Genomic DNA, 22,886 nt, shown 5'->3' with positions numbered 1-22,886 from the left:
ATAATTATCTGCGCATAATTGGTGTACAAGTAATATTGCGTTACTTCAAGTCATAGAATAATAACAGTTTAACATTCCACAGGTGTAAGGAAAGGAGTATCTATGAACCCAGCAATAACAGAAACTGATATCTATTTATTCCACCAAGGCACTCACTACCAAAGCTATCAATTCCTTGGCTGTCATCCTGTGCAGGAAGACAATCAAGAAGGGCTACGCTTCACAGTTTGGGCCCCCCACGCTGTGCAAGTAGAAGTAGCCGGTAATTTCAATCAATGGACCGGTACTGGCTATTCACTTGAAAAAATCAGCATGAATGGTCTTTGGTCGGCTTTTTTTACAGATATTCCAACCGGCATTCCTTATAAATATAAGATAACACCACAAAATGGAACACCTTTTTTAAAAGCTGATCCTTATGCCGTTCAATCGGAGCTGCGGCCACTTACTGCATCCATTATCCCTTCTCCTGATATATATACGTGGAATGACCAAAAATGGGAATCTCAAAAACAAGTGAACACTCCTTATCCAGCCGCCATGCTTATATATGAATTGCATCTGGGCACCTGGAAGACAAAAGAAGATGGCAGTTACTATCATTATAATGAATTAGCTGCTGTTTTGATTCCTTATATAAAAAAGTTAGGTTATACCCACATTGAGTTGTTACCTATAGCAGAACATCCATTCGACTTATCATGGGGTTATCAAATCACTGGCTATTATGCACCCACCAGCCGCTATGGAACGGCAGATCAATTCAAATATTTCATCGATCAGTGTCATCAGCACAATATTGGCATTATACTCGACTGGGTTCCCGGACACTTCTGCAAGGATGAACATGGATTACGTATTTTCGATGGTGAGCCGTTGTATGAATATCGTGATTCCAGTAAAGCAGAGAAACGATCTTGGGGAACATTGACTTTTGACTTTGGACGTCCGGAGATTCAAAGCTTCTTAATTTCTAACGCCATTTACTGGTTGAAGGAGTTTCATATTGATGGCTTGCGAATAGATGCGGTTGCAAGTATGTTTTATCTGAATTTTGATCGAGGTGACGACGAAGCGCAATTACTAAATAGCCTAGGTGGAGATAAAAACTTAGAAGCAGTAGCTTTTATCAAAAAATTAAATGAAGTTGTATTTGCTTACTTTCCGCATGCACTCATGATGGCAGAAGACAGTTCAGACCTGCCAATGATCAGCTGGCCAACGTCAAATGGTGGTTACGGCTTTAATTTCAAATGGAATATGGGCTGGATGAACGATGTATTAGCCTATATGGAGTATGAGCCTGTTTACCGGAAATGGCACCATCATTTGTTAACCTTCTCTATGATGTATGCATATAGTGAGAATTTCGTTCTTCCCTTGTCACACGATGAAGTTGTACATGGAAAAAAATCACTGTTAAACAAAATGCCGGGTGATCAATGGCAGCAATTCGCCAATTTGCGCTTACTTCTCGGTTATATGATGGTACATCCGGGAAAGAAGCTGATGTTCATGGGTGGGGAATTCGGCCAATATATTGAGTGGCGTGACCAGGAGGAATTAGATTGGCTGCTTCTTGATTATCCTTTACACAATGCCCTTCATCATTATGTACAAAAGCTGAATCATTTCTATTTGGCCCACCCAGCTTTATATCAATTGGATTTCGTTCCGGCTGGTTTCCAATGGATTGATGCAGATAACAATGAACAAAGTATTCTGCTTTTTATGAGAAAAACAGCGGACAGCCAAGATGACCTGATCATTCTTTGTAATTTTACACCGAATGTTTATTACGACTATCGTATTGGCGTTCCATTCCCTGGTAAGTATATAGAGATTTTCAACTCAGATGCAGCATCATTTGGTGGATCTGATCAGCAGAATACGGCAGAGCATTTCAGCCTTCCAGAACAATGGCACGGCCATTCCCAGCATATACAAGTAAAGGTTCCGCCTTTAGCTATAGCGATTTTCACCAGAGAACAACCAAAAAAGGAGGATAAGGAATGAAAAAAGAATGTGTGACCATGCTTTTGGCCGGCGGTGTCGGCAAGCGTCTCGGCTTATTAACGAAAAATCTCGCCAAACCGGCAGTCCCCTTTGGTGGAAGGTATCGAATTATTGATTTCACACTGAGTAACTGCTTGAATTCACACATGTATACCGTCGGTGTTCTCACCCAATATTCCCCATTTGTACTGCATAAACATATTGGTGTCGGAAAACCATGGGATCTTGACCGATTGGAAGATGGCCTCGCGATCCTTTCCCCCTACACAGAGAATGACGGTGGCAACTGGTATCTTGGAACAGCAGATGCCATTACTAAAAATATGAAATTCATCGAGCGTTATCAGCCGGAATACTTAATTGTTCTATCCGGAGACCACATCTATCGGATGGACTATGATAAGCTGCTCCAATATCATAAAGAAAAAAACGCAGATGTGACAATCGCTGCACTTGAAATTCCTTTAAAGGAAGCTTCCCGTTTCGGTATCGTCAACACGGATGAAAACTTAAAAATCTATCAATTTGAGGAAAAACCAAAAGAACCTAAAAATAACTTAGCTTCTATGGGCATTTATATATTTAATTGGAAATTACTAAAAGAATATTTAGAAGCTGACATGCTGGATTCCGTCTCGCAGCATGATTTCGGACATGATATCATACCGGCGATGCTTGCCAAGCAATGCTCCATGTATGCGTACCGCTTTACAGGATACTGGAAAGATGTCGGTACGATCCAAAGCTATTGGGAAGCACATATGGATCTGTTAGAAGACGATATTCCTTTTTCTTTAAACAATGATGATTGGCGTATTTATTCACATGACTCTAATTTCGCACCTCAATTAATTGATCAAGGTGCCTCCATCGCAAAATCATTAATTAATAATGGATGCATTGTATCAGGCAATGTTCAGCAATCCATTCTGTTCGAAAATGTACGTATCGGTAAAGATTCAACAGTTGAGCAATCAATTCTATTGCCGGGAGGAAGAATTGGCAACAACGTCACATTAAAACGTGTCATCGTTCAGGAAAATGTCATTATTCCAGATCATACCACAATCATTTCCTTACCAGACGAAGAACCAATCGTGATCTCGAACGAAAATGTAGAAGTTATTTCAGCTAATCAGGGGGTTGCGCCATGAAGACCATGATCGGATTAATTAATTTAGAACATGAATATGATTTTTTGAACGAATTGACCTATTTTCGCTGTGGGGCTGCGACACCCTTTGCCGGTCGTTACCGTCTGATTGATTTTACTTTATCGAACATGACTAAATCGTACATGAACGAGATTGCTATTTTCGCTAAACATAAATATCGCTCCTTAATTGATCATCTAGGATCCGGAGCAGACTGGGATCTGAACAAACGGCATGGCGGTTTATTTATTTTACCACCGCAATGGCATGATCCTCACGATGTGTCCAAAGGAGATTTGCGGCATTTTCGTAATAACTGGGATTTCTTTGAACGGTGCAAATCAGAATATGTGCTAATTAGCGGCAGTCAATTCATAGCCAACATGCACTATAATCATTTATTTGCACAGCATCTTGAATCAGGAGCTGACGTAACCATACTCACCAGTCATTACGATTTAATGCCTGAACATAATAGTTGTTTAAAGATAGAAGCTGACGAACATGGTTATGTAAAGGCTTTTACCAATGATACCAAAAATAATCATGTGTATACCGGTGTTTATTTATTAAGAAAATCACTGCTATATTCCTTGATGGAAGAGTGTATCGCCAATAACAAAAGCAACTTCTTTCTGGATGGCATACAGAACAATCTCGAACGACTAAAGATCCAAGTACACAACTATCAAGGATATAGCATGATCGTTAACTCGATTGATAGTTACTATCGGCAAAATCTTTCGTTATTAGACTTGAACAATTATCAACAATTATTTCCGAACGGCGAAAGAGTGTACACCAAAATCGGCAATCAACCACCAACAAAATATAACAGCGCTGCAAAGATAGCGAAATCACTCATTGCCACAGGCGGAATTATTAATGGTGAGGTGGTAAACAGCATCCTCTTTCGCGGCGTAAAAATAGGAAAAGGAGCGAAAATCAAAAACTCGATTATTTTACAGCATTGCAAAATCGAAGATGGTGCCCATTTAGAAAATGTGATTCTCGATAAAGACGTCACCGTTACCGAAGACCAATTGTTAAAAGGGGCAAAAGAACAACCATTTATCATCGCAAAGCGAAGTACGGTTTAAAGGAGTTGGCTTTATGACTCGTCTATTATTTGTTGCATCTGAAGCATCCCCTTTTGTCAAAACCGGCGGATTAGCTGATGTCATTGGTTCACTCCCGCAAGCATTAAACAAGCGAAATGACGTCGAAGTCCGAGTAGTCCTTCCACTCTATCAGGAAATATTGAACAAATGGAAGGACAAAATCGAAGAATGGCTTACCTTCTCCGTTGATGTGGGGTGGCGCCATCACCAGGTTAAAGTCTACCAGTTGTTACATCAGCATACGCACTTCTATTTTATTCATAATGATTATTATTTCTCCAGGCATCAAATATATGGCTATGAAGATGATGGCGAACGTTTTATCTTTTTCTGTCAGGCGGTTTGTTCGATGCTTTCTAAATTAGAAGGTTTCCCTGTTGACATTTTGCACGCTCATGACTGGCAAGCTGCTTTGTCTATCGCATTTAGCAAAATTTATTATCCGGATTGGCAACTCAAAACAGTTTATACGATTCATAATTTGAAATATCAAGGGATCATGCAAAAATATGCTTTTTCTGATTTGTTTTATTTAGCTCCAGATCATATTGGCGGGTTTGAATGGAACGGCTTATTGAACTGTATGAAGGCTGGCTTGTTCCATGCCCACAAGATTACAACAGTCAGCCCGACCTATGCAGAGGAAATAAAAACACATTATCACGGTGAAGGTTTACATTCCATTATCAATGAACGCCATCAGGATGTGTCAGGTATATTGAACGGAATCGATACCGAGGGATATAATCCGATGACAGACAGATCGCTTGTATCTCCTTTCGATCATGCAGGCGCTAACAAGCAAGCTAACAAAAAAGTACTTCAGCAACAATTAGGATTACCTGTAAATGAAGATACACCATTATATGTAATGGTTTCCCGTCTAGTCGAACAGAAAGGCTTTCATCTTGTACAGCGAATTATCGACGAATTTCTAACAGAAGATGTTCAGTTTATCATTCTTGGGTCTGGTGAACACGAGTTTGAAGATTATTTCTACCATGCAGCTAGTCGCAATCCTACTAAACTTGTAACATACTTAGGTTTTAGCGAATCATTAGCTAGACAAATCTACGCCTCAAGTGATTTTTTTGTGATGCCATCCTTATTTGAACCGTGTGGCTTATCGCAATTAATTGCCCTTCAGTATAAATCAGTGCCGATCGTCAGGGAAACGGGTGGTCTTAAAGATACGGTGCAAGCTTTTAATGAACACAGCTTAAGCGGAAATGGTTTTAGCTTTCAGAACTACAACGCGCATGATTTACTGCACGTGTTACGATATGCACTCCAAATCTATCATAATGAGACAAAGTGGAAAGCGCTCCTCCACAATGTAGACAAAAGCAGCTTTGACTGGCAACAATCTGCTGAAGCATATGTGCACTTATATCGCGCTTTGATACATGCAAAGAAAGGAGAATGAACCTTTGAAAAAATGGACACCGGCATTATTTTCATCCCAGTTAGAAAGTATCTTAAAAGAACACGAAATAGAAATAAAAGAAGCTTCATCCAAAGAAATGTATTATGCGATCAGTTCACTGATAAGCCAAGAGATTGAACGGAATTGGAAGAAAACAGAGAAACGCTATCATTCTAAGCGACCAAAGCAGCTTTATTATCTTTCGATGGAATTTCTAATCGGCGGCTTGCTGAAGAATAATCTTTTTCATTATGACATGCTCGACACTTGTAACCAGGCGATGACAGAGCTTGGCTTTGATCCCGACCAGATCTATCAGGAAGAACGTGATCCCGGACTTGGAAATGGCGGTCTGGGACGTCTTGCCGCCTGTTTTCTCGATTCATTGGCAGCTCTACAGTATCCTGGTCATGGCTACGGCATCCGTTACCGCTATGGACTCTTTGAACAACGGATCATCAACGGATACCAAACCGAGCTGCCTGACTATTGGCTCGACTCCCCTTACCCTTGGGAAATTCGCAAAATCGATGAAGCAGTAGAAATTGAGTATGGTGGTTCAGTACATATGCAACAAGCTGAAGATGGTTCTTTCACCTTCAGCTATCACAACACAGATAAAGTACTCGCTGTACCATATGACGTCCCGATCATCGGCTTTCAAAATAAAGTGGTCAACACATTGCGCCTATGGAGTGCAGAACCGGCAGATGCTGTTCAACAGCCAGATGAAACGGAATACTATCATCAATTAGAACACCATCACGCCATCGAACAAATTTCCGGATTTCTCTATCCTGACGATTCCAGTGAAGAAGGCAAATGGTTGCGGTTAAAACAACAATATTTTTTGGTAGCCGCGAGCCTGCAAAAAATATTGAAGGATTATCAGGAAAACGTTCGAAAATCTCTATCCAAACTGCCAGATAAAGTCGTCATTCAAATCAATGACACCCACCCCAGTCTAGCTATTCCAGAAATGATGCGTATCTTAATGGATGAAGAATCACTCGGCTGGGACGAAGCGTGGCAGATTACCAGCAATATGTTTGCCTATACCAATCACACGATTATGAGTGAAGCATTAGAAAAATGGCCAGTCACAGTCATGCATCAGCTGCTCCCACGTCTTTACATGATTATTAACGAAATCAATGAACGATTTTGTCGTGACATCTGGGAGGGGCATACAGAATTACGAGAACGTATTTCGGAGATGGCGATTATTGCTGATGGCTACGTTCATATGGCGAGACTGGCAGTTGTCGGCAGTTTCAGCGTCAATGGTGTGGCAAAACTCCATACCCAAATTCTAAAAACACAGGAATTAAAAGATTTTTATCAGCTGTATCCGAAACGATTTAACAATAAAACAAACGGCATTACCCACAGACGCTGGTTACTAATGGCAAACCCGCGATTAGCGGAAGTGATCACCGAAACGATCAGCTCCCATTGGATCAAAAGACCACGTGAGCTGACCCATTTATTGCGACACATTAATGACAAGCCACTCCTTGATCAACTCGATATCATCAAAAATGAAAATAAACAAAAATTGGCCGATTACATTCAGCAAACAACTGGTATTCTGGTAGATCATCAATCGATATTTGATGTTCAGATTAAACGGCTGCATGAATATAAACGGCAATTATTAAATACTTTTCATGTTATTTATTTATATAATGAATTGAAGGAAAATCCTCTGTTGGATATTACACCACGGACCTTTATTTTCGCTGCTAAGGCAGCTCCTAGCTACTATTTCGCAAAAGAAGTAATCAAGCTGATTAACACTGTTGCTTCTGTCGTCAATCATGACCCTGCAATCAAAGGTAAGCTTAAGGTTGTTTTTTTGGAAAATTACAATGTCTCGTTAGCAGAGAAGATCATACCAGCCGTCGATTTAAGTGAACAAATATCGACCGCCGGCAAAGAAGCTTCCGGTACCGGTAATATGAAGATGATGATGAACGGCGCGCTAACGATCGGTACATTAGACGGTGCCAATATTGAAATGAAGCAGCTGGTGAGTGAAGCAAATATCTTCTTATTCGGCTTACAATCTGATGAGGTTTTTCAGTATTATCAAACCGGTGAGTATCAGGCGAATGAACTGTACCAGACAGATGACAGGCTCGCAAAAATATTAGATCAATTACGTGATGGCTATTTCGGCCATGAATTTAAAGATATCTATTACCAGCTGCTATCCACTAATGATCCCTATTTTATATTGAAAGATTTTGATGACTATGTGGAAACACATCAGCATATTGATCAGACTTATCGTAACAAGGACAGCTGGTTGTCTAAAAGTCTGGTGAACATTGCGCATTCGGGAAAATTTTCGAGTGATAGGACGATAAGAGAATATGCGACTAGTATTTGGAAGTTATAGTCTTGGAGAGCAAGGAATCCGGAAGCGGGTTACTTGCTTTTTAAATTACATATGGTTTCTTGAGGCGGTCATTTAAAATATTTTTTATGCAACGTCCGATTCTGGTTGATACAATACGATTTCGTGATTCGGGGTCCTATCATGAGAACCTTGCACCAATACTGAAGGAGTATATTCATTTCTTATGTTATAAATATGTAAAAATAGCACCTGTTAAAATCCCTCTGGCAATGCTTCCGTAACTATCAGCAAATTTCCCTACCACACATTTGCCGAAATCAGTTGCTGAATTTATGGTGACCATATCTGACTGGGATTCGCCATATGTGCTAGTATAAATTTCATAAATATTCTTAGCTATTTCATCTCCAGAATTAATTTTTTCTTTCAATAATTCCATATCTTATGTATTGTCCTTATGAATAAATTTCTCCGACTTCCTCAAAATAAAACTCTAATTCATCAGATATTTTTTCTACTTCTTTTATTTCTTTTGAATTCAAATCTTGAGCTGAAATACTGGAAAAAGGTACAATCATTAATGACAAGATTAAAAACAAAATAAATATTTTTTCATTACTTAGTTCCTCCGTTTTTTATAAAGATAATAAGTATCCCCAAATCGGAAAAGCTATTAAATCCACTACTATCAAAATTATTAACGCATTATCCTGAGAACTACCATCTTCTTTATCGTTTCTATTTGCGGTTTTAATTGTGTAAATAGCTAACACAAGAAGCAATACTCCAAATGCAATTTTAAATAACGTTAATGCATCTATTTTTACCACCTCCAAATTTAAAACCTGCAATAAATTATAACAATAATTATCTTATTTTACAATAAAATACCAATTACCCACCCATGTCGGAGGTGTCTATGGAGATTATTGATGTAACAAGCAATCACACTACTGAAGTAAGGAAATTAAAAAGAAAACTAACAAACGGCAGCATTGTAAGAATATATTTACGAGCTCAAGTAAAAATACACATATTTTTTAGAAAACGGAAAGAAAACACTTTTCCTTACATCTCCATATGGCTACACAAACGATGACTGGATATGAGGTATTAAAAATATTCTTCATCTTACCTTAAATGATATCCAAGTAGAACTTAGACACGGAACTATGGTGGTTACTGGAAAATAGTGAAGTTTATTATGGAGAAAATATCTAAATTTGCAGTCTCTTTGCTTATAAATTAAAGAAAGCCCACCATTAATAAGATACTCGCATTATCGGTTTGTGGTCCAGCAATACCATCCACTTTAATACCTAAGAATGTTTGAACTGCTTCAACAGCTCTCTCAGTAGCTTCACCAAAATCACTATATGCGCCCCATTTATCTAAAAACTCACCAAATCCAAGTTTCATGATTTCATTTTGAAGATTTTTTACCTCGATGCCATAACTACCTCTTTGTAACATCATTTTTCCGCCTTTATAAACAAGAAAGACATTCACCAGTTAAGGTGAATGCCTCATTTTTAAGATTCGTCAGTAGTACCATCTTCAAACATTCTATATGTTAATTCAAATAATCCTGTACTTGCTAAACCCGCAAAACAACCTGCCCATAATCGCAAAATTAATTCTAAATCAGTAAATGGACTTGCATCTGCACTGATTAATAAACCCACCACTAAGCTAACTACAGGTACAATGTTTTTTGGGATGTTAATAGATCGCTTAACCAACTCAATTAGAGCTGTAACGATTGGTAACAGAACGGTTGCAAAGATTAAAACGTCTTCCATGGATATCAAATCCTGAAGAATGGGAATTAATTGATAAGAATCCATGTGCCAAAATCAAGACACCAACAGTTAAGCATAAAAAATCTGAGGTTTATAGTGTTGAAGAATCCAAACAATTATTTAGCCTACTTCAAGAAGAAAATTTAGTATGGCAACTGATTATACAACTTGCAGCCGTTTTAGGAGCACGTCAAGATGAACTAGCAGCACTCGAAGGTAAACAGTTAAATTTTGAAAACAACGTCAGCAAGCGTTAGTTAATGTACAAGATGAAGGTTTGCGCTTAAAATTCACTAAAACAGATCGAACTCGAAAAATTTCTATTCCTGAAGATCTTATGAGAGCATTATAAAAAAGAACTTTAAAATTATAGCAGCAAATGGAATCACAAAATTTATGGAAATGGAAGAATCATTTGTTTTTATTTTCAGATGAATTCGGGCAACCGCTTCGTCCAGATTCTATTAGTCAATGGTGGATCAGATTTACTGAAACTGATAAATATAAAGAAGCTAAGTTAAAAAGAATTAGATTTCATGATTTAAGGCATACATCAGCTACGTTACTAATCGATAAAGGAGTTCATGCTAAAGTAATTCAAGAACGATTTGGTCATTCTAAAATTAGTAACACTATGGATGTTTATGGTCATATATTACAAGACACTGCAAAAGTGCAGTTAATCATTTTAATGATTTATTTAAAAAAGCTTAAAATGGTCCCCAGGATAAAAAAGCTAATTTCCTTCAAAAATAAAAAAACCTCACAACGCTTGTCGTTGTAAGGCTTTAGCTAACGTCCCAGGCAGGATTCGAACCTGCGACCCACAGCTTAGAAGGCTGTTGCTCTATCCTGCTGAGCTACTGGGACATGGAGCGGGTGAAGGGAATCGAACCCTCGACATCAGCTTGGAAGGCTGAGGTTTTACCACTAAACTACACCCGCATGATTAAGTATCTTTTTGTAAAAATAAAAATTGATCACAATTGCTAATTAATATGTATGTTTCGCTTCAAAAATTTATGTATCTCGTTAACGGACAAGTACCATTATATAAACTTAAGCAGCTATTGTCAACACATTCATCAAAATTTTTTTAATCTTTTTTTACTGACAGAAAAGTGATCAGCAGTAGTCCTTAAACTACTGCTGACTATTTTCCTACTCATTCAAAGAAGTTTGGTAAGCAAGGCTTGGTATTTCCGTTCCCTCTTTCGTATAAAAACGAAGCTCTATATTCGTCAATCCATCATCCGCTGATAATATCGCATAAGATCCTGGATGTGCTGTTCTCGGCTGGCGTATGCTGCCTGGATTGATAAATAGTCGACCATTGACTTTCTCAGCACCAGCTCTATGGGTATGCCCGAAACAGACTATGTTTGCTCCCAGTTCTTCCGCTCGGTAGGATAATGGCATTAACGTGGAATTCACTTGATATAAGTGCCCATGCGTTACGAAAAAATGCATGTTACCCACGCGAAAATCAACTTCTTCCGGAAACTGAAAATCCATATCCATATTGCCTTGGACTTTTTCAAAGCCAGCCAATTCTGATCCATCATAGGCTAATTCGGAATCACCACAATAAATCATCGTATGTACTTCGTCCTGGTGACGTTTTTTGATTGCTATTACTTCATCTGTCCATCCATGACTATCACTTACTATTAGAATTTTTGTCATTTGTTTCACCCCTTCTTACAACTGTTTTACCCAGTTCTCGATCTGATCTAACGCTTTTCTGCGATGGCTGATTTGATTTTTCTCTTCGGGTGTCAATTCTGCCATCGTTTTAGCTCTGCCAGACGGGTAAAAAATAGGGTCATAACCAAAACCATGTACTCCTTTTGGTTCAGAGGCGATCGTTCCCTCACACTCACCACGCTTGAAAATCGTCTTTTGCTCAGGCTGAGCGATAGCAAGCACACATACAAATCTGCCAGTACGATCTTCAGCGGGCACATCTTCTAGTTCGTTTAACACTTTTTCAAGATTTGCTTGATCATCTTTCGCTTTTCCAGCATATCTAGCAGAATAAACGCCAGGCGCTCCATCTAATGCATCAATGGCAATACCTGAATCATCCGCTATCACTCCTGTATTAAATTTTCGGCAGATCGCCTCTGCTTTAATCGCAGCATTCTCTTCAAACGTCGTGCCGGTTTCTTCAATGTCTTCCACGGGATCAGTTAGGTCCAACAGGGAAAGAACCTTGATGCCGTATGGTTCAAATAAACGGCGAAAGTCCTTCATTTTCCCTTCGTTTTTCGTGGCAATAATTAATTCCTTCATCTGCATAAAACTCCTTACGCCTGATCAAGATTGATTTGATACGGTTTGATTGCCTCTTGCTGTATGGTAAAGATCTCTTTCATGCCTTTGTCTGCTAGTGCCAGCATCTGATTTAACTGTTCTGTTGAAAATGTCGCTTCTTCACCAGTTCCTTGCAGCTCGACAAATTGACCTTTGCCAGTCATCACGACGTTCATATCAACATGTGCCTGAGAATCTTCCGAATACTCCAGATCCAAGATTTCTGTGCCATCTGGTAACACGCCTACAGAAATGGCCGCCAAATAATCAGTTATTGGCAATGATTTGATCTTTTCTTCTTTTAATAGCTTTCCTAACGCATGAACTACTGCGACAAAAGCGCCTGTAATTGATGCTGTTCTCGTACCACCATCTGCTTGAATTACGTCACAATCCACCCATATGGTACGTTCACCAATCGCATCTAAATCGACAACTGCTCGCAGTGATCTGCCAATTAAGCGCTGGATCTCCATTGTTCTGCCTGAAACCTTTCCTTTAGAGGATTCCCGAATATTTCTTGTTTCTGTAGCTCTTGGCAGCATCGCATATTCTGCTGTAATCCAGCCTTTTCCTGAACCTCTCATAAAAGGTGGAACACGATCCTCCACACTAGCGTTACAAATGACCTTCGTATCACCTACTGTAATTAATACAGAACCTTCTGCATGTTTGGTGAAATTCGTTTGGATGTCGATAGGTCTTAGTTGATCTACTTCTCTCCCAGTTTCGCGCATTCTATTTCCTCCTTACATTCTGTACTATCTTAACATATTTTTTCAGTAGTTGTCCTTTTCATACATTCAATTAGAAATAGAACATTCTAAGCCAAATAAAAGAAAAGCGTAAGCGTCCGTTTAAAAACTTGGCGACTGGACGGCATCAACTGAGATAGATGATGACTTTATAAGAGCGATGCAGGAAGTCGTCTAATTTCCGGGCGCCGAGTGGACATGGCTGTTCATGTTAGAAAGCGGTACGAAGCCTTAAATTTTAAAACTTATTACCTGCTAAGAAAACCGTGCATACACCCGCACACGTAACTATATACAACTTCCTTTAATACGGTTTATGTCAACTAGCGTTGGGACCCTTTTGTTGTATTGTGTGTGCTGTGCTGGGATACCGCTCCGGCCAACCCACTTAGCGTCCTGCGGGGGACGGCTGAAGCTAGGCTACTACACGAATTACTTCTTTGCTGCCTTGCACCGAGGAAGCTTACTTCGAAGCAGATACTAGATGACACAGGTGCAGACTTTGTGGATCTTCAGCACCTGCACGTCCCGCGGGAGTCTACGTTGTTGGCCTACGCTAAGATAAGAACTCTACAACTTTTGTAAGAGTTAGCATATTGGGTGCATCCATAAATATCAGCATTTGAATGAATAACATAATGCTTAGAACCAATGCTTTTAGCTTTTCCATACGTTTTGTAGCACTTTATTAAGCGTAGGAAATATGCGCAGTCTCCGCATGCGTAGCCGTGCCACACAGGACGCGGAGCATATTTCCGGAGCTTTGCTAAGCAGATAAAACATGTCAAAATTACCATATTACAATACAGTTATACTTTACACAATCCATATTATAAGAACATACACTTTTTTTCTCAATCTTAAACAGATTTCTGTGATTCGGCTTTATTCTTATACTTGTTACACTCCAATTTTTCACTGCTTCGAGCTTCTTCATTGAAAAAATTATACTTTCCTGATGTAAACAGGAAAAAACATCTCATACCGAAGCATGAGATGTTTTTCATTAGATACTTTCTGTAGGAGTCACCATATCACGTGAGACAGGCTCTGTATATGGTTGTCCATTTTCCCCCATTACTTCTTCATGGTTTTCGATAGATACATCAACCGCATCAACACCTTCCTGCTCGGTTAAAGTTAATACAATCGATTTCATGACTTCATCCGCAATCACGCTTTTCTCGCTATTGGATAGAATGTTTTCATTGAATGTTAAGGATAATACGCCATCTTCCATCACTGGCTCTGCTGCTAGTTGTGATCCAGTATTGATATATGGCTGCATATTTAATTCATATGCAGGTCCATTTAGTAAAGCTTGTACTACTGTTTGGTATTGATTGTCTTTGTCAACAGTAACATGCTGCGTAATTGGTACATAGTAAACTTCATTGTCACCTTGCATTGGAAAGTAAAGCGTAGTAGCTTTACTTTCCATCAAGTCAATACCTTTTGCCTGCAACACATTAATACCGTTAGCTCGTGAATAGCCTTCTGAAATCGGCGTGCCATTCACCGGCATTTCTGATTGTTCCTCTCCATTGATCCATAGCTTGACGCGCTTCACATTCTCGAATTGTGTTAACGTATATGTCATCGACTCAAGAATTTTTTGCTCATCTTCAGCCTGGTATGTTTTAAAGTCCTCTGACACATTGACTACAATAGTACCGTCTGATTCTAAGTTCAAGTCGATTATCTCTGTTCCTGCTGGCAATACTGCTTCAAAACCATTTGGTAACATGGAAGAAACAGGACCATCCTTCACAAGATATTCTAACACTTGTTTTGCTACTTCTTTTGATTGTGGTGCCGGTAAATCAACTTCCTGAGGCACAACTAGTCCACTTTGATCCATTAAGTACAATACTCGCGTCACCGTCTGTCCAGCATCAGTTGATTCTTCTCCTTCTGTATCGCCTTCTTCTGTTTCTCCTTCACCTTCTTCAGCTGGATTTTCTTCTGCTTCGTCTGTTTCTTCGTCAGGTACATTTTCCAGATCATCTGTCATTTCTGCGTCTTCTGGAGGAGCATCTATTTCTTCCATTGTTTGCTCTCCTTCAAAAACACCACATCCAGCTAAAAAGAAAAACATACTCAGTAATGCAACCCCTAAGATTTTTTTAGTCACATCGATTTTCATAACCGATACCTCCTACGATGGTTTGTACTATTATGTATACGAGCTTTTAATTAAAATAGACCAAACAAAAAAATCTTTCCTGTATAATTCAACAGAATGAGCATCCAAGGTACTCTTTTACAGAAGCAAATCAACTATCTCACAGACGTTATTCGATTTTGAAACGGCTTTTTTTTAGCGATCGCAAATACCACTTCCTTTAATACGGATTATGTTAACTAAGGCTGTATTGCAAAATAGTAATTTTGATATATTTTATCTGCTAAGCAAAGCTCCGAAAATATGCTCCGCGTCCTGTGGGCACGGCTTCAGCTAACTTAGGAAAGAAAATTCTTTTCTTTCCTAAGTGGATCTTCAGCTCGTGCTTATCCCACGGGAGTCTCCGCATATTTCCTACGCTTAAGGAAGTTCCACAATTTATGAAACATCTAAAAGCAGTTATTCTAGGCATATGTTATTCATTCAATTGCTGTTATATATGCATGCTGTCCATATGCTAGCTCTTACAAAAGTTATTGAGCCCCTATGCTAGGGCAGGCCAACCACGTAGACTTCCGCGGGACAGGCAGGTGCTGAAGATCCACTTTGTGAAGTGCCTTTCTTCACAAAGTTAGCTTCAGCCGTGCCCCGCAGGACGTGGTTGGCCGGAGCGATCTCCTAGCACATGAATCATTTCAAAATATACACTAACCAGTTAGTTGATATAATCCGTATTATAAGAATCCAGCTTTATGTTCAGCATAATTACTTCAATGATTGTACTTTTATGCTATCACATGACAAAAAAACATAAGAGGTCCTCCCCCTTATGTTTTCATAAGCTTTTGACGGAATGTAAATCGATTTTGCTAACTGCGTCTACTCTTTGGTCAAACCAGCGCGATGCAATTGCCTGGAATACTTCCACATCCCCTGTCGTATAGAAATGATTTTGTGGTTCTAGTTGTCCTTGATACAGTTTCTTTTGATAGCCAAGAATCGTACTAACCTCCCGGGCTGTCTCTTCTCCAGATGAAATGACTGTCACAGTTGAGCCAATCACTTCCTGAATAAGGTCTTTAATCATCGGATAATGGGTACAGCCAAGGATCAGCGTATCCATATCATTATATACTTTCATTTGACCCAAGGATTCACGGACAACTTGATAAGCTTCAGATCCTTTAACGATACCTTTCTCTACTAAAGGTACAAATGCTGGACAAGCTAAATCCCGCACCGTAATCTGTGAATTGATTTGCTTTAGCGCATCCACATAAGCACGGCTGTTAATCGTCCCCTCTGTACCAATTACACCTATTTCGCCTGTTCTTGAACTCGTAATCGCCGCTCGGGCACCAGGCTGAATAACACCCACAACAGGAAACGATAAAGCTTCTTTCAATTGTTCTAAGACAAATGCCGTTGCTGTATTACATGCAATAACAAGCATTTTGATATCTTTGGTCATCAGGAAGTTAACCATTTCCCACGTGTACTGTATTACTTCTTCTTTAGGGCGTGGACCATAAGGGCATCGCTTGGTATCACCTAAGTATATAATGGATTCCTTCGGCAACTGCCGGATTAATTCACTCGCAACTGTTAGTCCGCCAACACCTGAATCAATTACACCAATTGGTTGTTTCACTTCTCATCGCCTCTTTACAATTTTGCATTTTTTGTTTGTTGTCGCATCTCACGGTGAAGGAGATGTAAAAGTGTTGATAACTGTTCCATGTCCTCCTCTTTAACATTCGATAGAACCTCACCCAAATACTTCTGTCGTTTTTCAATTACTTCATGAATAATTTCTCTTCCTTTTTCCAACAGATGGATTCGGACAACTCTCCGATCTTTTGTATCTCGCACGCGCTCCACGATATCATTCTTTTCCATACGGTCTACGAGATCGGTTGTCGTACTGAAAGCGAGGTTTATTTTCTTGGACAGCTCTCCAAGTGTTAAATCACCGTGCTCTAACAAAAATTGCAAAGCGATAAATTGTGGTGTAGTGATCGGATAATTATTTAAAATTTCACGACCTTTTTGTTTGATAATACCTGAGATATATCGTAATTCTTTTTCAATATCTGCAATACTTTCTTGCTCTTTCGTTTTTGCCAAGTTTTAACGCTCCTTCACACCTATAAATACATAATTATACTATAACACTTTTTAAGCAAATTTGTTATATTGTTGCTTTTTTTAGTTAACAAAAGAATTTAGTATAATTAACAGTTCTTATATTGTATGAAGCATTTCAATAAAGTGAAACTTTCATCCAGGAGAGCCTTACAAACACACTAAATCGGTGTATAGCGTTTTTGTATATCAATTGTAAAAATTGTACATTGTTAGCGTTTACAAAACTGATAGACTGTATTGTAATACGGAAGAAAGGAGGATCACGCATATATTAACAGTTAAAAAATTTATTGGAGGGATCAGATGAAACGACTGTTTGCCATTACACTTTATGCACTTGTTTGTTTTTGTGCTTTTTACGCCATCTCCCCTGTCACTCAAGCATCAACTGAAGAAACAGACCAACTCGCCTTTCCGGGTGCGGAAGGTTTTGGTCAATATGCAAAAGGTGGACGTGGTGGCGAGGTGTATCATGTTACAAGTTATGATTTAACAGGACCAGGAACTTTTCATGACGCCTTAACAACCGCTGATGATACACCAAGAACAATTGTTTTTGATATTTCCGGCAACATTACGATTCCGCAAATCATTGTTAGGAATAAAGCTAACATTACGATAGCTGGTCAGACAGCACCTGGAGCTGGAGTAACCATTAAAGGAAATAATATTCGTTTTATTGATAGTCATGACATCGTGATTCGCTACATGCGGTTCCGACTGGGTAAAAATGATTTCCAAGATGACGCGTTGTACTTTGAAGATAGTCAAAATGTCATCATTGATCATTCCTCCTTTTCATGGGGTACCGACGAGAACTTGTCCATCTTAAGTAAGAATTATGAAAAACCTGAATCTAAAAATATTACCGTTCAATGGTCGATTATCTCAGAAGGCCTGTTAACTCATTCAATGGGCGGCCTGATTGAAATGAATACCATAACCATGCACCATAACCTTTATGCCCATAATAACGACCGGAATCCAAAAACAAAAGGTCAAATCGATTTTGTAAATAACGTTGTATATAATTGGGGTGGATACCCCTATGTAGCTGGCGGCGAATCAGCGACCAAAGGCTACGGCAATGTCGTTGGTAATTATTTTGTAGCTGGGGTAAATTCGGCAAATCCTGAATATGCCATCGTTCGCGGAAATGAAAATTATAGCTTGTTCCTGCATAACAACAAGATTGATAGTAATAAAAATGGGAAATTGGATGGATCAAATACTGGAACGGATATGATGGAAGAAGACCGCCCGAGCGTTATAGTTGAAAACCGTTTCGCTTATCCGTTAACCAATACTGAGAATCCTGATGATGCCTATCAGCATGTATTAGATTATGCGGGCTCCTCACTAGAAAGGGATCTTACGGATCAACAAGTGATCTATGACGTTAGAAATCAAACAGGTGCTATTATTGGACATGAAAATGATGTTGGCGGCTACCCTGAGTTAGGTTCAAAGACTAGTAACGATGATACCGATCAGGATGGCATGCCAGATAAATGGGAAATGAAACATAACCTTAATTATGAGGATCCAGCAGATCGAAATCAGGATATTAACGGAAACGGATATACGAATCTAGAAGATTATCTGAATGAGCTAGCCAGTTCAACTTTCCCAAAAAATTATCCAACGGAACCTCCAGTTTGGAATGAAAAACCGTTTGAGCCACCTGAAATAGATACAGAACCTGAAACAGATCCTGAACCATTGCCTGTACTAGATGGAGACATACTAAGAAATGTAGTCATAAATGATAATAGTAGTAACGGTGATTCCAATGCGCTTAATTGGTCAATCGAAGAAAATTTACAAACGGGGAACCTTGTGGCAGGAGATCGTGATAGCTACCGATTTACAACCATTCCTCAAGAATTATTAGGTGTCGAATGGATTCGCTCTGCAGTTAACTCTAGAAGTGCATCTAGTGAAGATTTAGTTTCCTTTTATCTAGCTGCAGAGGCTGATGTATATGTCGCTCATGACAGCAGAATAAGTGACAAACCAGACTGGTTATCCTCTTATGAAGAAACAGGCTTATCGATAAAAGACGATCAGCCGGTCACCTATGAATTGTATAAAAAACATTACGCCTCTGGGGAACATGCTGTACTCGGTCCTAACAACAATAGTAAACGAATGAATTATTTTGTGCTGGTAAAACCGACAGTAACAGATGAGACACCTCCAAAAGAAAAACCAATGGAACTAGCGGCCGAGGTAGAAAATAAACAAGTCCAGTTGAATTGGTCCAACCAAACGGAAGCTGATAAATATTTAATCTACAGGTCTTCTTCCATGGACCCTGCTTATCGTGCCATTGCCAGTTCAGATTCAACAAGCTATGCAGATAATACTGTAGAATTGGGGGTAACGTATCAATATAAAGTATCTTCTATTAATGCAGCGGGTGAATCAGTCCTTTCGGAACCGGAAGAGATCTTGTATTTTGATGCCAATACAGCTGCTCCAAATAAACCAGCAGACCTTAGCATCAAAGAAGTCAAATCTATTACCGCTGTGTTAGAATGGCATGAAGTAGAAGGTGCCAAGAGCTATAAAATATACAGATCTTCGAATTCTTCTAGTAATGTCGAGATGATTGGGTATTCAAATTTTCCAGTATATACCGATAAATCTCTGGAGCCTTCCACCTCTTATTCCTATCAGGTTTCTGCAATAGGAGTTGGCGGTGAATCCGAAAAGTCAGAAGTGCTGACTACCGAAACGAAAGAAGCTATTGAATTTCCTGCGAAGCCAACAAGTATAAAAGCTGAGAATGCTACGACATCCTCTTTTGAACTATCATGGAATGCAGTCCAGGATGCTGAACAGTATGATATTTATAGAAAAGCGAACGAAGATAGTAACTACAGTATGCTAGCTCAGACAGATACGAACAGCTTCTTTGATGATTCGATCAGTGTTAGTCAAACAGGCTACAGCTACAAAATAAAGGCCATCAATGAATTAGGTGAATCGGACTTTTCAGAACCCCTTTTGATTGAGATGCCTTTACCGCAAGCAGCAAGTGAATTAAGAATTTCTAAAACCGGAACTGATTTTGTCGGCCTGGCTTGGACTGCTAACGGTGGTGCCAGCAAGTACAATATTTATCGAAAAAATGGTAAAGAAGTGGTAAACCTTGGCTATGCAAAAGTCAATACATTCTACGATCGCAGTGCGGAACCTGGTGTGCACTATACGTATTTTATTAAAGGCGAAAATGCCGCAGGGGAATCTGAAGCTTCCAATCGTGTATCGGTCACACCTGGACATGATACTGTATTAAAAAATCGTATCAGTCAATTTAAACAATCAGCTGATATGAAAGGATCTGCATCTGCCGAATTAGAAAATAGCCTTAAGCAAGCGAAACATCATCTTGATAAAGGTTCGACTAAACAAGCGATTAAATTCCTTAACAAATTCGTCAAGCAGGTAGATCGCGGGACAAAACAAGACAATATTTCATCCTTTGCCAATAGTATATTAACGCATTATGCATCGTCCTATTTAAATGAATTGGAGAAGAAATAAATTTGAAACGCGTTTGTACTAAATGAAAGCTTGATTTTCCGATTTTTATGTAGCACATAGCAAGAAAAAAACTGAGCGGGCTTTAACCCGCCCGATTCTAATTCATTTAAAGATATTTAAAGCTCTTATAAACACAAAAACAAAAGAACCTCAAACATCGAGGTTCTTTTGTTCTGCATTCTTATATGCTTTGTTTACCACCACTAATAGGATGTAATATAACTCTCTCCCAACAACGCATGCAAATCTCTCTGTAATTTTGAGATATCTTCCTCTAACAGCCAATTTTTATGTATGACTTCTTCTTTTCCTTCGGACACTACAACGATAAACACCTCTTCCTTGTCAACAATGCGTTGCACCTGTTCAAGCGGAATGGCACGTGTACGAAAGAAGGAAATTCGATCAACCGTTAGCTGATCCTTATCAAAAACGATGTAGTTTTTATTCGGAATTCTCCAATAATAAAACCCTCTTAAGAGCCAAAATAAAATAACGGCTAAATAAAGAACAGTAATGATTGCGCTTGTAGTAGATACAATATCTGGAGACTGCAATAAATAATAGGAACCTATAAAAATAATCAAGAGTGCCACGAGTAAACTGAAGATACTAAATTTTCGCCAGTTGACCATTGAGGAATATTGATAATGCAAAGTAGCACTCCTTTCATACAACCTTTGTTAATTAACATTATCTTACAAACATGATATGAATTCAAGGGAAGCGGCATGAGATTATGGTCCAGCAAAATAGTAATCAAGTGCCAAAAAGAGAAAGAAACTAACACTCATCAACGCATTCAGAGTGATTAAAATCAGATTTTTATTCTTCAATGCGAAATAAATCCCTAATGGCCCCACAATATAAGTCAACAGCCAAAAGGCACTGCTTTTGGATATACACAGATTTGGCAACCACAGTAATAAACAGACCACCAAACAAGCTAGAGACCAATACTTGTACTTTCTACCTGAATCCATCTCTCTCCCCCTACTTTCACTTTCTATTGTTGCTCCGGTAATAATGAATATATAACTATTCCCTTAAAAAATGGTTAAAAAACCTATTGATAGAGTTCATAGGACCCTGAAATATTCCATCAAATTTTAACAGCTATAGTAAAATAAAAACCAGTTACTTCATTAAATGAAATAACTGGCTGCATTATTTCGTTTATTTTGCGTCCAGCGAATGAATCGTAGCTAAAGCACGATGTAAGCTACTAAATGTATCAATATGTCTCATATTGATCCCTAAACTCACCATCGTCTGGACGATATCTGGTCTGATACCACTTAACAATGGATGAATACCGATCAATTCCAATGATTCAATAACTTTAAATAATTGCTGTGCTACCATTGTGTCAATTGCACTGACCCCTGATAAGTCCATAATAATATAATCTAAATCATTGCTATTACCTTGATTTAAAGCGTTTTTCATTAACTGATCTGCTCTGTGGGTATCAATTTCACCGATAATTGGGATTATCCCGATTTGCTCTGTTATCTTGACAAGCGGTATGGATAATTCATCCACTGCATAACGTGCTTTCGCGATTGTATCATTATAATCCTGCATATAATGATTGCTCACTATTTTTACTGCTTGATCCACTATATAGTTAAAATTAACAATAGCTTTATGATAAGCATCTAAAGTGAATTCCGTTTCCACTGCTTCCTGATGAATAATTTCACCAATCGTCTCACGATAATTACTAATTTCTTCTAATACAAGATCGAGTGGCAGCATTAAATCCAATAAACGGTTACTAACTTCAACGCCCCATCCTTCCAATTCGTTAATTGGTATATGAATGTTAGAAACAATAGATTCTGCATAAACATCTAGTAATTCTTTACGCCATTGAATTAAATCTTTGGTAATATCAACGCCGTTAAGTTTAGGTACAGGTAGTTCGTTTACTAGCTTATCTTTTTCATTCAATATTTTTTGAGAAATGCTTGCTAGATTTTCTTTTTCTAATGGCGTCATAATATCCTCCTAGAACAACTTCAATAAACTTTATCATAAATATTTTGCAATATTGGAAAGTTATTATCGACCATTAACCTTACTACATAAGAGATTTAGAGG

General features: G+C 38.7%; 21 protein-coding genes and 2 tRNA genes. 8 read left to right on the top strand and 15 right to left on the bottom strand.

Going from position 1 to position 22,886, the window contains the following annotated elements; all coding sequences use genetic code 11:
* Nucleotides 1–102 precede the first annotated feature (102 nt).
* From glgB to MUN88_RS14420, 5 genes are read left to right on the top strand one after another with little or no spacing between them, the layout of a single operon-like run.
* The gene (glgB, locus tag MUN88_RS14440) at nt 103–2,016 is read left to right on the top strand and encodes a 1,4-alpha-glucan branching protein GlgB (protein WP_244716220.1); all 1,914 of its coding nucleotides are present in this window, start codon (nt 103–105) and stop codon (nt 2,014–2,016) included.
* On the top strand, nt 2,013–3,170 hold the full coding sequence (locus MUN88_RS14435; protein WP_244716219.1) for a glucose-1-phosphate adenylyltransferase: 1,158 nt from the start codon (nt 2,013–2,015) through the stop codon (nt 3,168–3,170). The genes glgB and MUN88_RS14435 overlap by 4 nt, the downstream gene beginning before the upstream one ends.
* On the top strand, nt 3,167–4,270 hold the full coding sequence (gene glgD / locus MUN88_RS14430) for a glucose-1-phosphate adenylyltransferase subunit GlgD (protein ID WP_244716218.1): 1,104 nt from the start codon (nt 3,167–3,169) through the stop codon (nt 4,268–4,270). The genes MUN88_RS14435 and glgD overlap by 4 nt, the downstream gene beginning before the upstream one ends.
* A 13-nt stretch (nt 4,271–4,283) precedes the next feature.
* Nucleotides 4,284–5,717, top strand: a complete 1,434-nt coding sequence (locus tag MUN88_RS14425) for a glycogen synthase (protein WP_244716217.1) — start codon at nt 4,284–4,286, stop codon at nt 5,715–5,717.
* A gap of 4 nt (nt 5,718–5,721) precedes the next feature.
* Nucleotides 5,722–8,121 (top strand): glycogen/starch/alpha-glucan phosphorylase, encoded by a 2,400-nt coding sequence (locus MUN88_RS14420; protein ID WP_244716216.1) that lies wholly within the window; start codon nt 5,722–5,724, stop codon nt 8,119–8,121.
* 187 nt (nt 8,122–8,308) lie between these two features.
* On the opposite strand, the gene MUN88_RS14415 is transcribed toward MUN88_RS14420, so the two are convergent.
* From MUN88_RS14415 to MUN88_RS14400, 4 genes are all read right to left on the bottom strand, one after another.
* A complete protein-coding gene (locus tag MUN88_RS14415; protein ID WP_244716215.1) occupies nt 8,309–8,521 on the bottom strand; it encodes a hypothetical protein in 213 nt (70 codons plus the stop codon).
* A gap of 196 nt (nt 8,522–8,717) precedes the next feature.
* Complete coding sequence (locus MUN88_RS14410; RefSeq protein ID WP_244716214.1) at nt 8,718–8,918, bottom strand: hypothetical protein; 201 nt, start codon at nt 8,916–8,918, stop codon at nt 8,718–8,720.
* A gap of 409 nt (nt 8,919–9,327) precedes the next feature.
* Entirely contained in the window at nt 9,328–9,558 is a 231-nt protein-coding gene (locus MUN88_RS14405; protein ID WP_244716213.1) for a peptidoglycan-binding domain-containing protein, read from the bottom strand.
* Between the two features lie 56 nt (nt 9,559–9,614).
* Nucleotides 9,615–9,884 (bottom strand): holin, encoded by a 270-nt coding sequence (locus tag MUN88_RS14400; RefSeq protein WP_244716212.1) that lies wholly within the window; start codon nt 9,882–9,884, stop codon nt 9,615–9,617.
* Between MUN88_RS14400 and MUN88_RS14395 the strand changes: the two genes are divergently transcribed.
* Complete coding sequence (locus MUN88_RS14395; RefSeq protein WP_244716211.1) at nt 9,860–10,141, top strand: site-specific integrase; 282 nt, start codon at nt 9,860–9,862, stop codon at nt 10,139–10,141. The two genes, MUN88_RS14400 and MUN88_RS14395, sit on opposite strands and share 25 nt — an antisense overlap.
* A gap of 122 nt (nt 10,142–10,263) precedes the next feature.
* Nucleotides 10,264–10,668, top strand: coding sequence for a site-specific integrase (locus MUN88_RS14390; RefSeq protein ID WP_244716210.1), 405 nt, complete (start codon nt 10,264–10,266; stop codon nt 10,666–10,668).
* Between the two features lie 12 nt (nt 10,669–10,680).
* On the opposite strand, the gene MUN88_RS14385 is transcribed toward MUN88_RS14390, so the two are convergent.
* The 8 genes from MUN88_RS14385 to MUN88_RS14350 form a co-directional block, all read right to left on the bottom strand.
* Nucleotides 10,681–10,754 (bottom strand) — tRNA-Arg (locus tag MUN88_RS14385).
* A 1-nt stretch (nt 10,755) separates the two neighbouring features.
* A tRNA-Gly gene (locus tag MUN88_RS14380) sits at nt 10,756–10,829 on the bottom strand.
* 216 nt (nt 10,830–11,045) lie between these two features.
* Nucleotides 11,046–11,570, bottom strand: a complete 525-nt coding sequence (locus MUN88_RS14375) for a metallophosphoesterase family protein (protein WP_244716209.1) — start codon at nt 11,568–11,570, stop codon at nt 11,046–11,048.
* A gap of 15 nt (nt 11,571–11,585) precedes the next feature.
* Nucleotides 11,586–12,179: an XTP/dITP diphosphatase gene (locus tag MUN88_RS14370; protein WP_244716208.1), complete on the bottom strand. Its 594-nt coding sequence runs from the start codon at nt 12,177–12,179 to the stop codon at nt 11,586–11,588.
* Between the two features lie 14 nt (nt 12,180–12,193).
* On the bottom strand, nt 12,194–12,937 hold the full coding sequence (gene rph / locus MUN88_RS14365) for a ribonuclease PH (RefSeq protein WP_244716207.1): 744 nt from the start codon (nt 12,935–12,937) through the stop codon (nt 12,194–12,196).
* A 1,024-nt stretch (nt 12,938–13,961) separates the two neighbouring features.
* A complete protein-coding gene (locus tag MUN88_RS14360) occupies nt 13,962–15,101 on the bottom strand; it encodes a GerMN domain-containing protein (protein ID WP_244716206.1) in 1,140 nt (379 codons plus the stop codon).
* Nucleotides 15,102–15,915: 814 nt separating this feature from the next.
* Nucleotides 15,916–16,731: a glutamate racemase gene (gene racE / locus MUN88_RS14355; protein ID WP_244716205.1), complete on the bottom strand. Its 816-nt coding sequence runs from the start codon at nt 16,729–16,731 to the stop codon at nt 15,916–15,918.
* Nucleotides 16,732–16,745: 14 nt separating this feature from the next.
* A complete protein-coding gene (locus MUN88_RS14350; RefSeq protein WP_244716204.1) occupies nt 16,746–17,207 on the bottom strand; it encodes a MarR family winged helix-turn-helix transcriptional regulator in 462 nt (153 codons plus the stop codon).
* Between the two features lie 324 nt (nt 17,208–17,531).
* On the opposite strand from MUN88_RS14350, the gene MUN88_RS14345 reads away from it, so the two are divergent.
* Nucleotides 17,532–20,780, top strand: coding sequence for an FIMAH domain-containing protein (locus MUN88_RS14345; protein WP_244716203.1), 3,249 nt, complete (start codon nt 17,532–17,534; stop codon nt 20,778–20,780).
* Between the two features lie 203 nt (nt 20,781–20,983).
* Here MUN88_RS14345 and MUN88_RS14340 read toward each other — a convergent pair whose 3' ends face one another.
* The 3 genes from MUN88_RS14340 to MUN88_RS14330 all read right to left on the bottom strand — a co-directional run bounded on the left by MUN88_RS14340 (nt 20,984) and on the right by MUN88_RS14330 (nt 22,784).
* A complete protein-coding gene (locus MUN88_RS14340; RefSeq protein ID WP_244716202.1) occupies nt 20,984–21,436 on the bottom strand; it encodes a hypothetical protein in 453 nt (150 codons plus the stop codon).
* Nucleotides 21,437–21,517: 81 nt separating this feature from the next.
* The gene (locus tag MUN88_RS14335) at nt 21,518–21,763 is read right to left on the bottom strand and encodes a hypothetical protein (protein ID WP_244716201.1); all 246 of its coding nucleotides are present in this window, start codon (nt 21,761–21,763) and stop codon (nt 21,518–21,520) included.
* A gap of 193 nt (nt 21,764–21,956) precedes the next feature.
* On the bottom strand, nt 21,957–22,784 hold the full coding sequence (locus MUN88_RS14330; RefSeq protein WP_244716200.1) for an STAS domain-containing protein: 828 nt from the start codon (nt 22,782–22,784) through the stop codon (nt 21,957–21,959).
* Nucleotides 22,785–22,886: the final 102 nt, after the last annotated feature.

Source organism: Gracilibacillus caseinilyticus (genome assembly GCF_022919115.1).
GTDB lineage: Bacteria > Bacillota > Bacilli > Bacillales > Amphibacillaceae > Gracilibacillus > Gracilibacillus caseinilyticus.
Note: the sequence above shows the minus strand (reverse complement) of the source record. Positions and strands in the feature narration are given on the sequence as shown.

Bases quoted from the DNA above. Each gene is read 5' to 3' on its own strand.
- MUN88_RS14370 (WP_244716208.1), bottom strand. From the start codon at position 12,179: ATGAAGGAATTAATTATTGCCACGAAAAACGAAGGGAAAATGAAGGAC.
- MUN88_RS14400 (WP_244716212.1), bottom strand. From the start codon at position 9,884: ATGGAAGACGTTTTAATCTTTGCAACCGTTCTGTTACCAATCGTTACA.
- MUN88_RS14330 (WP_244716200.1), bottom strand. From the start codon at position 22,784: ATGACGCCATTAGAAAAAGAAAATCTAGCAAGCATTTCTCAAAAAATA.
- MUN88_RS14425 (WP_244716217.1), top strand. From the start codon at position 4,284: ATGACTCGTCTATTATTTGTTGCATCTGAAGCATCCCCTTTTGTCAAA.
- MUN88_RS14435 (WP_244716219.1), top strand. From the start codon at position 2,013: ATGAAAAAAGAATGTGTGACCATGCTTTTGGCCGGCGGTGTCGGCAAG.
- rph (WP_244716207.1), bottom strand. From the start codon at position 12,937: ATGCGCGAAACTGGGAGAGAAGTAGATCAACTAAGACCTATCGACATC.
- MUN88_RS14335 (WP_244716201.1), bottom strand. From the start codon at position 21,763: ATGGATTCAGGTAGAAAGTACAAGTATTGGTCTCTAGCTTGTTTGGTG.
- MUN88_RS14375 (WP_244716209.1), bottom strand. From the start codon at position 11,570: ATGACAAAAATTCTAATAGTAAGTGATAGTCATGGATGGACAGATGAA.
- glgD (WP_244716218.1), top strand. From the start codon at position 3,167: ATGAAGACCATGATCGGATTAATTAATTTAGAACATGAATATGATTTT.
- MUN88_RS14345 (WP_244716203.1), top strand. From the start codon at position 17,532: ATGAAACGACTGTTTGCCATTACACTTTATGCACTTGTTTGTTTTTGT.
- MUN88_RS14390 (WP_244716210.1), top strand. From the start codon at position 10,264: ATGGAATCACAAAATTTATGGAAATGGAAGAATCATTTGTTTTTATTT.
- MUN88_RS14405 (WP_244716213.1), bottom strand. From the start codon at position 9,558: ATGATGTTACAAAGAGGTAGTTATGGCATCGAGGTAAAAAATCTTCAA.
- glgB (WP_244716220.1), top strand. From the start codon at position 103: ATGAACCCAGCAATAACAGAAACTGATATCTATTTATTCCACCAAGGC.
- MUN88_RS14415 (WP_244716215.1), bottom strand. From the start codon at position 8,521: ATGGAATTATTGAAAGAAAAAATTAATTCTGGAGATGAAATAGCTAAG.
- MUN88_RS14360 (WP_244716206.1), bottom strand. From the start codon at position 15,101: ATGAAAATCGATGTGACTAAAAAAATCTTAGGGGTTGCATTACTGAGT.